The organism is Tepidiforma bonchosmolovskayae (assembly GCF_008838325.1).
In the GTDB taxonomy this organism is placed as follows: Bacteria; Chloroflexota; Dehalococcoidia; order Tepidiformales; family Tepidiformaceae; genus Tepidiforma; species Tepidiforma bonchosmolovskayae.
On the sequence record NZ_CP042829.1, the window covers coordinates 1,374,320 to 1,389,571 of the forward strand.

14 protein-coding genes and 1 tRNA gene are annotated in these 15,252 nt (G+C 71.3%); 6 read left to right on the top strand and 9 right to left on the bottom strand.

Annotated features, from left to right (window positions below; all coding sequences use genetic code 11):
• The first annotated feature begins 66 nt into the window (after positions 1 to 66).
• Entirely contained in the window at positions 67 to 1,098 is a 1,032-nt protein-coding gene (locus Tbon_RS06895) for an alpha/beta hydrolase family esterase (protein WP_158066948.1), read from the top strand.
• 9 nt (positions 1,099 to 1,107) lie between these two features.
• Here Tbon_RS06895 and Tbon_RS06900 read toward each other — a convergent pair whose 3' ends face one another.
• From Tbon_RS06900 to Tbon_RS06915, 4 genes are all read right to left on the bottom strand, one after another.
• Complete coding sequence (locus Tbon_RS06900; RefSeq protein WP_158066949.1) at positions 1,108 to 1,893, bottom strand: HpcH/HpaI aldolase family protein; 786 nt, start codon at positions 1,891 to 1,893, stop codon at positions 1,108 to 1,110.
• A gap of 11 nt (positions 1,894 to 1,904) precedes the next feature.
• The gene (locus Tbon_RS06905) at positions 1,905 to 2,882 is read right to left on the bottom strand and encodes a 2-hydroxyacid dehydrogenase (RefSeq protein WP_158066950.1); all 978 of its coding nucleotides are present in this window, start codon (positions 2,880 to 2,882) and stop codon (positions 1,905 to 1,907) included.
• Between the two features lie 46 nt (positions 2,883 to 2,928).
• Positions 2,929 to 3,825: a DUF4352 domain-containing protein gene (locus Tbon_RS06910; protein WP_158066951.1), complete on the bottom strand. Its 897-nt coding sequence runs from the start codon at positions 3,823 to 3,825 to the stop codon at positions 2,929 to 2,931.
• A gap of 119 nt (positions 3,826 to 3,944) precedes the next feature.
• A tRNA-Pro gene (locus Tbon_RS06915) sits at positions 3,945 to 4,021 on the bottom strand.
• A gap of 85 nt (positions 4,022 to 4,106) precedes the next feature.
• Here Tbon_RS06915 and Tbon_RS06920 point away from each other — a divergent pair.
• Positions 4,107 to 4,589 carry an NUDIX hydrolase gene (locus tag Tbon_RS06920; protein WP_158066952.1) on the top strand — a complete coding sequence of 161 codons (483 nt, stop codon included), beginning with the start codon at positions 4,107 to 4,109 and terminating at the stop codon, positions 4,587 to 4,589.
• Between the two features lie 40 nt (positions 4,590 to 4,629).
• Complete coding sequence (locus tag Tbon_RS06925) at positions 4,630 to 5,496, top strand: universal stress protein (RefSeq protein ID WP_158066953.1); 867 nt, start codon at positions 4,630 to 4,632, stop codon at positions 5,494 to 5,496.
• Positions 5,497 to 5,508: 12 nt separating this feature from the next.
• Here the strand turns inward: Tbon_RS06925 and Tbon_RS06930 are convergent, their stop codons facing one another.
• The gene (locus tag Tbon_RS06930) at positions 5,509 to 6,090 is read right to left on the bottom strand and encodes a YfcE family phosphodiesterase (RefSeq protein WP_158066954.1); all 582 of its coding nucleotides are present in this window, start codon (positions 6,088 to 6,090) and stop codon (positions 5,509 to 5,511) included.
• Between the two features lie 31 nt (positions 6,091 to 6,121).
• Entirely contained in the window at positions 6,122 to 8,614 is a 2,493-nt protein-coding gene (locus Tbon_RS06935; RefSeq protein WP_192497810.1) for a PAS domain S-box protein, read from the bottom strand.
• Positions 8,615 to 8,786: 172 nt separating this feature from the next.
• Between Tbon_RS06935 and Tbon_RS06940 the strand changes: the two genes are divergently transcribed.
• Positions 8,787 to 10,130 carry a CCA tRNA nucleotidyltransferase gene (locus Tbon_RS06940; protein ID WP_192497811.1) on the top strand — a complete coding sequence of 448 codons (1,344 nt, stop codon included), beginning with the start codon at positions 8,787 to 8,789 and terminating at the stop codon, positions 10,128 to 10,130.
• Positions 10,131 to 10,172: 42 nt separating this feature from the next.
• Positions 10,173 to 11,597 carry a flavin monoamine oxidase family protein gene (locus Tbon_RS06945; RefSeq protein WP_158066957.1) on the top strand — a complete coding sequence of 475 codons (1,425 nt, stop codon included), beginning with the start codon at positions 10,173 to 10,175 and terminating at the stop codon, positions 11,595 to 11,597.
• Here the strand turns inward: Tbon_RS06945 and Tbon_RS06950 are convergent.
• The 3 genes from Tbon_RS06950 to Tbon_RS06960 all read right to left on the bottom strand — a co-directional run bounded on the left by Tbon_RS06950 (position 11,594) and on the right by Tbon_RS06960 (position 14,099).
• Positions 11,594 to 12,079 (bottom strand): hypothetical protein, encoded by a 486-nt coding sequence (locus tag Tbon_RS06950; RefSeq protein ID WP_158066958.1) that lies wholly within the window; start codon positions 12,077 to 12,079, stop codon positions 11,594 to 11,596. The genes Tbon_RS06945 and Tbon_RS06950 overlap by 4 nt on opposite strands.
• 172 nt (positions 12,080 to 12,251) lie before the next feature.
• On the bottom strand, positions 12,252 to 12,590 hold the full coding sequence (locus Tbon_RS06955; protein ID WP_158066959.1) for a P-II family nitrogen regulator: 339 nt from the start codon (positions 12,588 to 12,590) through the stop codon (positions 12,252 to 12,254).
• Positions 12,591 to 12,668: 78 nt separating this feature from the next.
• Entirely contained in the window at positions 12,669 to 14,099 is a 1,431-nt protein-coding gene (locus Tbon_RS06960; protein ID WP_158066960.1) for an ammonium transporter, read from the bottom strand.
• Positions 14,100 to 14,446: 347 nt separating this feature from the next.
• On the opposite strand from Tbon_RS06960, the gene Tbon_RS06965 reads away from it, so the two are divergent.
• The gene (locus Tbon_RS06965) at positions 14,447 to 15,247 is read left to right on the top strand and encodes an electron transfer flavoprotein subunit beta/FixA family protein (protein ID WP_192497812.1); all 801 of its coding nucleotides are present in this window, start codon (positions 14,447 to 14,449) and stop codon (positions 15,245 to 15,247) included.
• Positions 15,248 to 15,252: the final 5 nt, after the last annotated feature.

A 15,252-nucleotide genomic window follows, 5' to 3' on the forward strand; every position in this document is an offset into this window, starting at 1 on the left:
ACCCCGCCGGGGGGTCGGAGAAGCGCCCCCTGCAGCATCTCGCCATTCCGCCGTACTATCCGACAGATGTTCCGCCGCGGCCGTCTCCTGGCGCTCCTTGCGCTGCTCCTCGTCGCCCTCGGCATCTCCCTCGGCGCCTGCACGGGCGCCGACGAGCCGGCCGCCCCCGCGCCATCGCCGTCGCCGACCGAGGCCCCGGCTTCGCCGTCGCCCTCGCCTGCTCCCTCCCCGGCTCCTGCCCCTGCACTCCGCGGGACGCCGGGCTGCCGCCAGCCGCTGCCCGCCGACCTCAAGGCCGGCGAGACGGCCTCCCGCACGCTCCAGTCGGCCGGGCGCACCCGCACCTACCTCGTCTACCTCCCGCCCTCGGCAGGGCCGGCAGCGGAGCCGATGCCGCTCGTCCTGAACTTCCACGGCCTCGGCAGCACCGGCGCCCAGCAGCACGTCTACGGCGGCTGGGTCCCCATCGCCCAGCGCGAAGGCTTCGTCGTCGTCAGCCCCAACGGCGTCCAGAACTCCTGGCTCATCGCAGCCGGCCTCGATGACATTCAGTTCGTACGCGACCTCGTCGCCGCGCTCGGCAACGAGCTCTGCCTCGACCCCGGCCGCATCTACGCCACCGGCATGTCGAATGGCGGCTTCATGTCCACCACGCTCGCCTGCCAGGCCCAGGACCTCATCGCGGCCATCGCCCCGGTCTCCGGCGAATCGGCGCCCGGCCCCGGCTGCGGCGGCCGTCCCGTGCCGCTCGTCCTCTTCCACGGCACCGATGACGCCGTGGTGCCCTACCAGGCCGGGACCATCAACGCCGGCGCCGTTTCGGGAACGCCCTTCCCCGGCGTAGCTGCCGTGCTCGGCGAGTGGGCGAAGCACAACGGCTGCAGCGATGCGCCGCCGGTCGAAACCCGCATCGCCGCCGACGTGGTCAAAGTCGAATACCAGAGCTGCCGGGCGCCCGTGGTGCACTACCGGGTCGAGGGCGGCGGCCACACCTGGCCCGGCGCGGTGCCCGTGCCGCGGCTCGGCGCCACCACCACCTCCATCAGCGCCAGCGACATCGCCTGGGAGTTCTTCAAGGCGAACCCCCGGACGCCGTAACGCCCCGCCTCAGCCGTAGACCGGACGTCCCCCGCCCTCCGCGCCCCCGCGCGCCTGGCGGAGGTCGGCTGCCGCCTGGGCTGCGAGCGCGCCGGCATCGCCGCTCACGGTGATCATCTGGAAGCCCGCCGCTGCGTGCTTCGCCGCCAGGCCCGCGTACGCGTGGATGCCCGCCACGATGCCCCGCTCCCGGCAGGCCGCCGCAATCCGCAGCCGCGCGGCCTCGAACTCACCCTCATTGTCCATCCGCGGCGGCAGCCCGAGCGTGATGCTCAGGTCGGCCGGCCCGACGTACACGGCATCGATGCCCGGCACGGCGAGGATCTCGTCCAGCCGCTCCAGCGCCTGCCGCGTCTCGATCATCGGGATGCAGGCCACCTCGCGGTTCGCCCCCGCGAAGTAGTCCGCCCCGGCGTAGTAGGCCGCCCGCGTCGGCCCGAAGCTGCGGTACCCCTCGGGGTAGTAGCGGCAGGCGCCCACCGCCTGGCGGGCCTCCTCCGGGCTGTTCACCATCGGGATGATGACGCCCATCGCCCCCGCATCGAGCACCTTGCCGATGATCCCAGGCTCGTTCCAGGGCACCCGCACAAACGGCACCGTCTCCGTCCCGCCGATGACCTGCAGCATCGCTACCGCCGCCTGGTAGTCGACCACGCCGTGCTGCATGTCGATGCACAGCCAGTCGAACCCCTGGTGGGCCATGACCTCGGCCGTAAAGGTGTTCGCAATCGAGAGCCACCCGCCGAAGGTGACCTCGCCCCGCGCCCAGCGCTGCTTCACGGTGTTGGTCCGCATGCTCGCTCCTTTCAGCGGCTGGCTGCCCGCTCCAGCACCGACGGATTGACGCACGACGGCGGCGTCCGCCCCGTGAGTACGGCCACGAGGTTCCGGACCGCCATGTCCCGCATCGCCGCTCGCGTCTCCACCGTCGCCGAGCCGACATGCGGCAGGACGATGACGTTCTCCATGGCGAGCAGCGGGTCGTCCGGAGCGGGCGGCTCCGGGTCGAGCACATCGAGCGCAGCCCCGGCGATCGTCCCGTCCTGCAGCGCCGCCGTGAGCGCCTGCTGGTCGACCACCTGCCCGCGCGACGTGTTGATCAGCCACGCCGTCGGCTTCATGAGCGCCAGCTCCCGTGCGCCGATGAGGTGGTGCGTCGAGGGGTCGAGGTTCACATGGAGCGAGACGACGTCCGACGTTTCCAGCAGCTCTTCGAGCGAAACGGGGCGGCAGTCTTCGAGCCCTTCGACCGGGTCGGTTACGAGGTCGTGGTACACCACCTCCATCCCGAAGGCGCGTGCGCGGAGGGCCACCGCCTGCCCGATCCGCCCGAAGCCGACGATGCCGAGGGTTTTGCCGGCCGGGTCCCACCCCAGCGGGGGCGGCGGTTCGCGCCGGCTCCAGCCGCCCGCCCGCACATACGCCGCGTTCGCGAAGAGCCGCCGCGCAACCGCGAGGATGAGCGCCATCGCGAGGTCGGCGACGGCGCCGCTGAGCACACCCGGGGTGTTGCAGACGGCGATGCCGCGGGCCGTCGCCGCCTCGAGGTCGACGTTGTTGTAGCCGACGCCGAAGTTCGAAATCACCCGCAGCCGCGGCGCGCGGTCGAGCAGTTCGGCCGGAAGCGGGAAGAGCGCGCTGCAGAGGATCCCCTCCGCCCGCGGGAGCACCTCGGCGACCGCTGCCGGGTCGCCCCCGGTCACGATCGGCGTCACCGAGCGGCGCAGGTCTTCGAGCAGCCCGGCGGGCAGGTCGATGGCGATGATGGCCGGAGGCTTCGTCATCGCGGCAAGGCTACTCCGGCCGCATGAACGCTGCCACCCCCGCCCGCTACTTCCGGGTCAGGTCGGCGACCAGCGTCTCCGGCTTCGGGAAGTCGAGGTCGGCGTAGACCGCCACGAGCTTCGCGTCCTTCGGCACGTCGAACGTGACCCACCCGCGGACCGTCCGCCCCTGGGCGAGGTCGGTCATCTTCAGGGCCGGCTCGCGGCCGAAGAACGCCGGGTCGTAGATGTAGCCGGTCTCGTCCTGGACCGTGAAGTCGAAGGTGGCGACCGAAACGGCGCCCTTCGCCGCCTCGATGCTGACCTCGATAGCGACCAGCCGCCGGCCGGGGTCGACTACAGCGTCCGGCGCCCGCGCCGGGTCCTCCACCGCGTGGACCGTGACCCGCGCCTTGCCGGCCTCGACCGTCTCGCCGAGCTTCGGGCCTGAGCCGGGCGGCGGGACGGTCGGCGCGGGGCCGCTGTCGCCGAAATCGCCGGCGCCCCCGCCGAGCCCCGAGCAGTTGGTTGCCACCCAGCGCCCGTCCTCCCACTTCCAGGCTTCGAAGTCGCCGGCCCCGGCCAGGCCCTCGAACCCCTCCGCGGCCTTCGGCGCCTGGATCGTGACCGAGACCTCGGCGCCGTCCTTCGTGAAGTTGCGGACCTCGACGCCGGTTACCTTGAAGTCCTTCAGCTGGACCCCCGCGAGCTGCTCGACGAACGCGACGCCGACCCGGGTCGTCGCCTCGAACTCCTTGAAGTCCACCTGCTCGCGGCACTCCTTCGCGTAGGAGTCGTACCACTTCCGGTAGTCGCCCTTGAAGACTGCTTCCGTGGCCTCCCTTGCGGCCCGTTTGAGGCCCTCCTCGGTGCGGGCCTGTCCGCCCCCGCCGGTGCAGGCCCCGGCGAGCGTCAGAACGATGGCGCCCAGGGCGAGTGCGGCGAGGGTGCGAAACCGGAGCATAGCTGCGCCCCCCGTGGAAATCAGGGGCGCAGCATAGCACCTGTTGGGTGATTCGATGGATTACAGCCGCCCCGCCGGGGGCGGTGCGGGGAATGTCGCAACGGGGGAAGAAACAAAAATGGTCGGGGTGACAGGATTTGAACCTGTGGCCTCTGCGACCCGAACGCAGCGCTCTTCCAGGCTGAGCTACACCCCGCGCTTCCCCCCGAGCATAGCAGCGAAGCCGCACTGACGCGAGCGCGCCCCCGGCCCCTAACCGCCGCCCGCCGTACCCTGTTGCCATGGACGAACTCCCGCCGCGGCTCGCCGCGCGCGCCGTCATCCTCGACGACCGCGGCCGCACCCTCCTCTTCCGCATCCACGCCCCGGGCGAGCCCTCCCGCGTCTTCTGGATTACCCCCGGCGGCGGCCTCGAACCCGGCGAAACCGAACTCGACGCCCTTCGCCGCGAGCTCTTCGAGGAAACCGGCCTCCAGTCCTGCGAAATCGGCCCCTGCGTCTGGGTGCGCGACCAGTCCTTCCGCTGGGGCGAGCGGCTCATCCGCCAGCGCGAGGCCTACTACCTCGTCCGCTGCCCCGCCTTCGAGGTCGATACCTCCCGCCACCTCGAAGAGGAGCGCGCCTTCCTCCAGCGGCACCGCTGGTTCACCGCCGCGGAGCTCGCCGGCTGGCCCGAGCGCCTCGTCCCGGCCAACTTCGCCGACCTCTTCGCGGCCCTCGCCCGCGGCGAACTCCCCCGCGAGCCCGTGCAGCTCGGCCGCTGAGCCCGCACCCCGTGGCCCCGCCTCCCCTACAATCGGCGCGATGAACATCCTCGTTACCACCGACGGCTCCGAGCGTTCCGCCTGCATCCTCCCCCACGCCGCCGCGCTCGCCCGCGCGGTCGGCGCCCGGCTCGTCCTCGGCCGCGTGCTCGACCCCCGCTCCGATGCGGCCGGCGTCACCGCAGAGCGGCTCGCTGCCGCTGTCGCCGAAGTCCGAACCCGCTGGGATGCGGAGCTCCGCACGCTGCTCGAGGTGCACGACATCGATGGCGAGCCGCGCGTCATCGAACGGCGCTGGGGCGAGGACGTCCCCGCAGCCATCCACCGGGCCGCCGATGAGCTCGGCGCTGTCCTCATCGCCATGGCCTCCCGCGGGACCGGCGCCATCCGCCATGCCGTCTTCGGGAGCGTCACCATGGGCGTCCTCGGCCGGGCCGACCTCCCGGTCATGACCCTCTCCGGCTGCCCGCCCGTCACGCCGCACGAGGGCCCCTACCACCTCCTCATCACGTCCGACGGCTCACCCGACGCCCGCAGCGTCTTCCCCGCGCTCGCGCCGCTGCTGGTCCCCGGGCGCGTGCGGGTCACCCTCGTCGAGGTCGTCGTCATGCGCGCCCTCGAAACCGAGCCCGAGGCGAAGGTGCGCGCCCTCCCCGGGCTCGAAGCGCTCCGCCCGCGCATCCCGGCCGGCGTGGAGGTCGCCTATCACCTGCCGGTCGTTCCGCCGGGCGCCGGCATCGATACCGCCATCATCGAGGCCGCGAAGGAGCTCGGCGCCGATGCCATCGCCAGCGCCACCCACGGCCACAGCGCCCGGCGCCACCTCATCGCCGGGAGCACGGCGCTCGGCGTCGCCCGCCTCGCGCCGGTGCCGGTCATCCTCGTCAAAAGCGCCCCGGTCGATTGACCCGGGCCCCGGCTACCACGGCCGCTTCCACCGGTTCCAGTTGAACGGCTCGATGCCGTCGTCCGTAATCTGCCAGATGGTGGCCTCGGCCTTCCCGCCGCTGATTTCGAGGAAGCCGATGGTGCCGTACTGCGTTTCGAGGTTGTGCGGGTAGGTGGGCGAGCCCGGGTTCACGCAGAGGATGCCGTTGATCGTGTTGATCGCCTCCACGTGCGTGTCGCCGTAAACCAGCACGTCGAGCTCCGTCGTGCCGAAGTACCGCTTCAGCGCCCGCTCCAGCGTCAGGTGGGGCGGATACTCCGGGATGGGAACATCGTGCACCAGCCCCACCTTCAGCCCCTCGAGCTCGAGCAGCCACGCCTCCCGCAGCCGCGGGTGGTCGGGCTGGATCGGCCGCCCGCCCGACCCGTCCTCGCCGTTGCCGCGCGCCGCCCACGTCGGCGCGATGTCGTGCAGCTGGTCGATGACGACGAGGTCGTGGATGTCGCCCGCATGGAGGATGGCGTCGACCCCGCGGAAGGCGTCGAACACCTGCGGCCAGAGTTCGTGGCGGGCTTCGGGGATGTGGGTATCGGAGATGAGACCGATGCGCATGGCCGAACTGTAGCAGCCCGCCGGCGGGCGTTCAGCGTGCCTCGCCGTCGTCCAGCACGGGCAGGAGCAGGCGGAAAATGCTCCCCCGGCCGGGCGTGCTCTCGGCTGAGAGCCACCCCCCGTGGGCGCGGGCGATGGCGAGCGCCGTCGGCAGCCCCAGCCCGGAGCCGCGCCCGACCGGCTTCGTCGTGAAGAACGGGTCGAAGATCTTCTCGAGCACGTCGGGCGGCATCCCGGTGCCGGTGTCCCGCACGGCGATGACGTGGTAGCGGCCGCGCGGCAGCTCCGGGGGCGCCCACCGCCGCTTCGAGGTGAGCATCACTGTCGAGCGACTCACGGTGATCGTCCCGCCGTCCGGCATCGCATCCCGCGCGTTGACGAAGAGGTTGACGAGCACCTGTTCGAGCGCGCTCGATGAGCCCTTCACCAGGGCCCGCCCGGGGCCGCCCTGGATGACCAGCTTCACCTGGGGCTCGACCATCGGCCGGGCGAGCGCCGCCGACTCCGCCACCAGCGTATCGAGGTCGACCACCTCGTCCTGCGCGATGTCCGGCCGGCCGAAGGTGAGCAGCCGGCGCACCAGCGCCGCGCCGCGCTCGGCCGCGTGGGCGGCGTCGTCGATCAGCTCGCGCAGGCCCGGGTCCTCCGGTACCGCCTGCCGCAGCAGGTAGAGGTTGCCGAGCACGGCGGTGAGGAGGTTGTTGAAATCGTGGGCCACGCCGCCGGCCAGCACCCCGAGGCTCTCCAGCTTCTGCGCCTGGCGGATAAGCAGCTCGAGCCGCTCCCGCTCGAGCTCGGCCTCCTTCCGGCGGGTGACATTGAGGAAGCTGCCGACGGCCCGGAGCGCCCGGCCCTCGGAATCCCGCTCGACGACCCGGCCGCGCGTGATGTACCAGCCCCACTCCCCGCGTGAGTTGAGGTACCGGTGCTCGACGTCGATGGTGTCGGTTTCGCCGCGCATGTGGGCCTCGAACGCCGCGACCACCCGCTCCCGGTCCTCCGGGTGGAGACGCTCGCGCCAGAACTGCAGGCCTGGCCGTTCCGGCGCGTTTTCGGTGTTCCCGGCGAAGGCGACCATCTCCTCCCGGGGGATGTCCCACTCCCAGAGGGTAATCTCCGAGCGCTCCAGCGCCGCCGCCAGCCGCCGCTCGGTCTCGATGCGCAGCTCCTCCGCGCGGAGCGCCTCGATCAGCGTGGCGCACGTGGCGAGGAACGGCCCGAGGAACGCGACGTCGTCCTCGCTGTAGCCGCCAGGCCGGTTCGAGAGGCCGACCATGCCCACCAGCTCGCCGCGGCTCACGATTGGGGCACCGAGGTAGGCATCGAGACGAGGATGTCCCGGGGGTGTGCCTCCCGCCCGGGCGTCACGTGCCGGGTCGTTGCTGATAACCGGTTCGCCGGTCCGCAACGTGTGCCCGAAGAGCGTGTCGAGGTTTTCGAACACGAACCCCCCTGGCAGGTACCGGGCAGCAAACTCCTGCGCTTCCGGCGTGTCCGGGAAGACGAGCGCGCGGGTGTGCAGGTACGGCGCGCCGTCCGGCCGCCGCTTCACCTCCCCGATGAATCCGTATTCGCTCTCGGTCAGGTCGATGAGCAGCTCGAGCATCGCCTGGAAGACCCCGGCCGGGTCGCCGCCGTTGATGAAATCGGTCTGCGCACGCGTCAGGGCCCCCAGCAGCCGGTTCGTCCGCTCCAGCTCGGCCGTCATCCGTAGCCGCTCGGTGATGTTCCGCGCGATGCCGCCGATGGCCATGACCTGCCCCGAATCGTCCAGAACGGGGAAGAGCGACAGCTCAACGTCGATGAGTCGGCCGTCGCGCGCCCGCCTCCGGGTCGTCACCTGCACGTGTTCGCCCCGCGTCACCCGCTCCGTCAGGTCGCGGACTTCGTCCTCCTGCCCCGGCGGGGCCAGGACGTCGGCGGTCCGGCCGACCATCTCGGCCGCGGTCCAGCCGTACAGCGCCTCGGCGCCCCGGTTCCAGCTCAGGATCCGCCCGTCGAGGTCGCGGCTGACGATGGCGTCCCCCGCCGAGTCGACGATCGCCGCCAGCCGCGCCCGCTCCCGCTCGGCCGCCAGCCGCGCGCTGATGTCGCGAAAGAGGAACCGCACCCCGGTCGGCACGCCCCGCGCATCGACGATGTAGGAGCCCTGCGCCTCGATCGGGAAACGCGAACCGTCCTTCCGGATCGCTGTGAACCGGTGTACCTGCTGCCCGGGCCGCCGCTCGTAGGGCAGCCCCTGCCGCACGCGGCCCGAAAAATCCTCCTCGCCCGCGCGGAGGGCGCGCTGCCAGCTCTCCTCGTCGACCAGCTGGTAGCCGTACAGCCCGGCCAGCACGTCCTCCATGGTGTACCCCAGCAGCACCTCGGCCAGCCGGTTCATGGAGACCACCCGCGCCGAGGGAAGCTCCAGCTCCAGCAGCGCATCGGGCAGGTGGTAGCGGAACTGCTCGTACTCAGCCGTAAGGTCGAGGTACCGCTGCGCGAGGTTCTCGGGGGTCTCGGGGTCAGCCGGGTTCGTCACGCGGGTCCTGCCCGGGCTCACAGTCGTCCCCTCCGCCGGCGCGCCGGAGCCCCTGGCGGCCAGCACCGGTAGGGTACCGCCCCGGGCCTTCCCGTGGCACTCAGGGTTTTCCCCAGATCCCCCGATGGAGGAAGGTTCGACACCCGCGCGCCACCGGCCAGACAATCGCGCCATGACCATCACCCACGAGGCGCTGCGCGACGCCTTCCGCGCCCGCGGCCGCCAGCTCTGGCTCGTCGGCGGCGCCCTCCGCGACCGCCTCCTCGGCATCCCCTCGAAGGACATCGACTACGCAACCGACGCGCTCCCCGACGAAATCGAGGAGATCGCCCGCTCCCTCGGCGCGAAGGTGAGCACCGTCGGCAAACGGTTCGGCACCATCGGCGTCCTCGTCGAGGACACGTGGGTCGAAATCACCACCTTCCGTGGCGACAGCTACGCCGGCGGCAGCCGCTGGCCGGAGGTCACCTTCGGCCGCACCATCGAAGAGGACCTCGCCCGGCGCGACTTCACCATCACCGCCTTCGCCGAAAACGCCCACACCGGCGAGTGGCTCGACCTCTTCAGCGGCGAGGCCGACCTCCGCGCCGGCATCATCCGCGCCGTCGGCGACCCGGCCACCCGGTTCCGCGAAGACCCCCTCCGCATCCTCCGCGGCGTCCGGTTCGTCAGCCAGCTCGGCTTCCGGCTCGACCCGGCGACCGCCGCCGGCATGCGCGAAACCGCCCACCTCATCGCCACCCTTTCGCAGGAGCGCGTCACCGCCGAGCTCGACAAGCTCCTGCAGGGGCGGGCCCCGGCCGCCGGCCTCGAGGCCCTCCGCGAGGTCGGCGCTCTTCCCCACGCCCTCCCCGAGCTGGCCGCCATGCCCGGCTGCGAGCAGAACCGCTTTCATAAGTTCGACGTCTGGGGCCACACCCTCGCGACCGTCGAGGCGATCGCCGCCGCGCCCGGGACGCTCCGCCTGCGCCGCTGGACAGCGCTCCTCCATGACATCGGCAAGCCGGCTGTCCGCCACCTGAAGCCGAACGGGGAGTGGGGCTTCTACCGCCACGAAGTCGTCGGCGCCGAGCTCGCCGCTTCCCTCCTCGAACGGCTCCGCTTCGGCCGGGCCGAGAGCCACGTCGTCGTCCTCCTCGTCCGCCGCCACATGGACCGTCCCGACCCCGCCGACCGCCGCGCCGTGCGCCGCTTCATGGCGAAGCTCGGCGGCCACTGGCGCGACCTCCTCGCGCTTAAGCGGGCAGACAACGCCAGCCACACCTACGACGACACCGCCTATCACGACGCGCTCGAAGCGGCCTGCCTCCGGGCCGAGCAGGAGGAGGCGGAGGCGATCCGCGCGGAGAGCCCGCTCTCCGGCGACGAGCTGGTCCGGATGTTCGACCGCCCCCCGGGGCCGTGGGTCGGGGTCATCAAGCGCCAGCTCGGCGCCATGGTGCTCGACGGCGAACTCGCCCCCGGCGATAAGGAGGCCGCCGCCCGCATCGCCCGCCGCCTCATGGGCCGCGAATGACCATCCCCGCCTGCCCGCGGCTGTGGTAGCCTGCGGCCCGCAATGACCGTCACCCCCGACCGCCTCCGCGAACTCGCCGGCGACCCGGCCCCGGCCCCCGTCGGCCGCGAACACATCCTCGTCCTCGGCGCCGGGATGGCCGGCCTCGCCGCCGCCTTCGAACTCCGCCGCCGCGGCTTCGCCGTCACCATCCTCGAAGCCCAGCCCCGCGTCGGCGGCCGCATCCAGACCTTCCGCGAACCGTTCTCCGACGGCCTCTACGGCGAAGCCGGCGCCATGCGCATCCCCCGCGCCCACGACCTCGTCCTCCGCTACGTCGAACGATTCGGACTGCCGACCGTCCCGTTCGTGATGGAGAACCCGCACACCTACGTCGCCTTCGGCGGCGAACGGATCCGCCGCGGCGACTTCGATTCGGCCGCCCACGCCGGCGACTTCGAACTCCAGCCCGGCGAAACCGACCTCCCCATCGGCGCCCGCTGGGAGCGTGAAATCGAACCCCTGCTCCAGACCATCCGCGAGCACGGCGACCTCGGCTGGGAGGAGGTCGCCACCCAGTACGACCAGTACTCCCTCGCCGAATTCCTCGAATCCCGCGGCTGGTCGCAGGGCGCCATCGAACTCTGGGGGCTCCTCACCCACATGGAGCCGTTCATGAACAGCGCCTTCCTCGAGGTGCTGCGCGAAGAAGCTGGGCGCTGGTTCACCGACGTCGTCACCATCCCGGGCGGCATGGACCGCCTCCCCCGCGCCTTCCTCGCCGGGCTGGGCGGCGCCATCCGCTACGGCATGCGCGTCGTCGCCATCCACCAGTCGCTCGAGGGCGTCCAGGTCCGCTGCCGCACCGTCGCAGGAGAACACACCTTCACCGGCGACCGCGCCATCATCACCATCCCCTTCTCCCTTCTCCGCCACATCGAAATCACCCCAGCCCTCAGCCGCGGCAAGCAGCGCGCCATCCGCACCCTCTACTACGATGCCGCGACGAAGATTTTCTTCCAGTGCCGGCGCCGCTTCTGGGAGGAGGACGAGGGCATCAGCGGCGGCGGCTCCGTGACCGACCTCCCGATCCGCACCATCTACTACCCCTCGGGCGGCGAGCCCGGCGGCCGCGGCATCCTCCTCGCCAGCTACACCTGGGCCGAAGACGCCCGCCGCTGGGGCACCCTCAGCCCCGAGGAGCGCCTCGCCCAGGCGATCGAAAACGTCGAGGTCATCCACCCGGCCGTCCGCCGGGAGTTCGAACTGGGCGCCAGCAAGGTCTGGCACCAGGACGAGTTCGCCGGCGGCGCCTACGCCCTCTTCGAGCCCGGCCAGCAGACCCACCTCTACCGCCACATCATCGCGCCCGAGGGGCGCCTCCACTTCGCCGGCGAGCATGCCTCCCTCGCCCACGGCTGGATCCAGGGCGCCGTCGAATCCGGCCTCCGCTGCGTCGCCGAAATCCTCGACCGGGCTGCGGGCTAGCCCGCCCCCTCGCCCCCCTCCGACCGGGCCCGCTCGTACGCCCCCAGGAGCGAGAGGAGCAGGTCCTCCAGCCGCGCCCGCGTCCACTGCCCGTTCCGCCGCTCCGGGCCGGCCGCCACGGTTGAGCCGCGGGGCCCGCCGGTGCTCATCGTCACCGCGATGTGCCAGCGTGTGCCGCCGACCCGCCGCCGCTCCACCAGGGCGAAGGTCAGCGTGTGGTCCTGCGCCACGCGCACCGTGAAGGCGGCCGCCTCCGCATCGTCGGACGGCAGGCGGCTCACCTCCACCGGCAGCCCGGGGCCGTACACCGCCCGGATCTCGGCCGCCGCCTCCGCTGCCCAGCCGTGGAGCGTGCGGAGCAGCGCGAGCTGCGATTCCCGGTCGTGCGCCCGCGCGATCCCCCGCAGCGCGCGCCGCTCCGCCCACGCATCGCGCAGCTGCTCCACCCGCCTCCGGAACGGTTCGAGGGTTAGCGTCGGCACCGTCCCGCCTCCACCTCCCGGCATCGCATGTGGGCCTGCATCGTCCCGATTCTCACCGCCGGGCATTTCGGCCGGTTTGCGCCGATGTTACGGGCGCGTTTCCTGGCCCGCGCACGAAAGCGGCCGGGCACCCGAGGGTGCCCGGCCGCTGCAGCTCGCTCCCGGCCGTCCGTTACACGGCTGCCGGGCCGCGTTCGTTCGTCCGCACCCGGATCACGTCGAGCACGTCCGAGACGAAGATCTTCCCGTCGCCGATCTCGCCGGTGCGCGCGTTCTCCACGATCGCGTTCACCACCTTCTGGAGGTCCTGGTCGTTGACCACGACGAGGATCCACGCCTTCGACAGGTACTCGACCTTGTACTCGCGCCCGCGCCACTGTTCGGTGATGCCGCGCTGCTTGCCGTGGCCCTTCACCTCGGCCACCGTCATGCCGCCGTAGCCGAGCTCTTCGAGCGCCTCGCGGACGAAGGGGAGCCGGGAGGGCCGGATGATCGCATCGATGCGCTTCATTGCAGTTGCCTTCCTCTCTGGGTAGTCCGCGGGGCCGGGGCCCGGCCCCGCGATGAGTCTAGCCGATGCCTGCGCCCGCTACGCGCCCGGGCTGAAGACGCCGGGGCCCGTCGGCCCGAAGTCCGGGTAGGAGTCGAGCCCGTGCTCGAGCAGGTCGAGCCCCTTCTCCTCCTCCTCCGGCGGGACGCGCATCCCGATCGTCACCTTGATGCCGAAGAAGAGGATGAACGCGGTGACGACGACCCACGCGATGATCGACGCCGCGCCCACCAGCTGGGCGCCGAGCTGCTCGAAGCCGCCGCCAAGCAGGAGCCCGTACTTCGAGGGGTCGCTGTAGCCGGCCTGCTCCAGCCCGGTCTGGCTGGAGAAGAGGCCGACCGCAATCACGCCCCAGAGCCCGCCGATGCCGTGGACCGGGAAGGCGCCGACCGGGTCGTCGATGCGGATGACATCGAGCCCGAGGACCGCCAGGTACATCAGGAACGAGGCGACCGCGCCGATGACGACCGCCGCCCACGGGTCGACCGTGGCACACGGCGCCGTGATGCCCACCAGACCGGCGAGGATGCCGTTGATCAGCAGGCCGGGGTCGTACCGGGTCGTGAGGATCTTGGAGTACAGGACGGCTGCCACGCCGCCGGCGCAGGCCGCAAGCGTCGTATTGACTGCCACCTTGGCCGCCAGGGCCGCGCCGCCGCCCGTCAGCGCCAGCGTCGAGCCCGGGTTGAACCCGTACCAGCCGAACCAGAGGATGAACATGCCCAGCGTGGCGATGCTGATGTTATGCCCGGGAATGGCGTTGACCTGCTTGCCCGGGCCGTACTTCCCGAGGCGGGCGCCCAGCAGCGCCGCCCCCACCACGCCGGCCCACCCGCCGACCATGTGCACCACGCCCGAGCCGGCGAAGTCGATGTAGCCGCTGGCAAGGAACGGGTCCTTGTTGAAGGCCGACATCCAGCCGTTGACGTCCCAGGCCCAGTGGACCACCACCGGGTAGATGAACCCGGAAATCACGACCGTATAAACAAGGTACGCGCTGAACTTCAGCCGCTCGGCCAGCGACCCGGCCACGATGGTGGCTGCCGCCGCCGCAAACGCGTACTGGAAGAACCAGCTCGCAAAGCTCTCATAGTTGTTGAAGAAAAAGTCGCCCAAGCCGATGAACCCGTTCGAGGAGCTCGACGTGCCGTAGGCCAGGCCATAGCCGAAGGCCCAGAACAGGAGGCCCCCGACGCAGGCGTCAATCATGTTCTTCATCAGGATGTTCGCGGTGTTCTTCGAGCGGACGAACCCCCCGGTCAGCATGGCGAAGCCCGCCTGCATGAAGAACACGAGCGACCCGGCGATGAGGAGCCAGGCAGTGTCGACGGCCTTCAGGAGGTCGGCGACGTGCTCCTCCGTCGTCGGTTCCTGGGCCGCGGCGGCCGAAATCGCCGCCATGGCGAAGATGGCGCCGCCCAACACAGCGAGCGGCCGGTGCAATTTGCGCAGCCAGGTGCGCCTCTCCATAAGATGAACCCCCGTGACGTTCCGGTGCCCGGCGGCACCTGCGGATTGCCAGCGAGCGGCGGCCGGGGCCCCGCGGACGCCCCCGCTGGATGGCCGTAACGGTAGGAAGGGGGAGTTTCCCGCCCGTTTCGGCGCCGTTTCGAACCTGTTTCCGGGCTATGACGTTCGTGTTTCAGGGCGCAGAACCCGGGGCCGGTGCTGGCCGCCCGGCCAGCATTGGTGCGATATTTCACAATCTCGTCACGTGTGGTACATTGCTCCGGGTTTGCCCCAATTCACTGCAGGAATCGCCCCGGCCCGCACCCCCGCACGAGGACCGGCAACGCGCAGGAGGCAAGGAACGCCGCGTGAACATCGTCGTCTGTGTCAAGCAAATCCCTGACCCCGAGACCCCGGCCGCGTCCTTCAAGGTCGATGAGGTTGCCAAGAAGGTCATCCCGGCCCAGGGCATCGCCCCGGTCGTCAACCCGTACGACCCGCAGGCCACCGAGGCTGCCCTCCGCCTGAAGGAGGCCGCCGGCACCGGCAAGGTCACCGTCATCAGCCTCGGCCCCGATTCGGCCCGCGACGCCATCAAGCACGCCCTCGCCATGGGCGCCGATGAGGGCGTCCTCATCACCGGCCCCGAGTTCGAGGACATCGATAACTTCCAGACCGCGAAGGCCCTCGCCGCCGCCATCCAAAAGCTCGGCGGCGCCGACCTCGTCCTCACCGGCCGCGCCGCAGCCGACTGGGACATGGGCGTCGTCCCGCTCGGCATCGCCCAGGCCCTCGGGGTCCCCTGCGTCACCGTCGCCAAGGCGATTGAAAAGAACGGCGCCGGCCTCAAGGTCGAGCGCGTCCTCGAAGACGGCTTCCAGACGGTCGAAACGCCGCTCCCCGCCGTCGTCTCCGTCTCGAACGAGTTCGGCGAGCCCCGCTACCCGCAGCTCCGCCAGATCATGCTCGCCGCCAAGAAGACCGTGCAGGTCTGGGGTGCGAACGACCTCGGCATCGCCGGCGAAATGGGCAAGGAGAACCGCAGGCTCGTCCTCGAGGCCCTCTACGTCCCGAAGGTCGAGAGCAACGTCGAGATCATCGAGGGCGACACCCCCGAAGAGAAGGCCCGCAACCTCGCCCAGAAGCTCCGGGCCGCGAAGCTGATCTAAGGAGG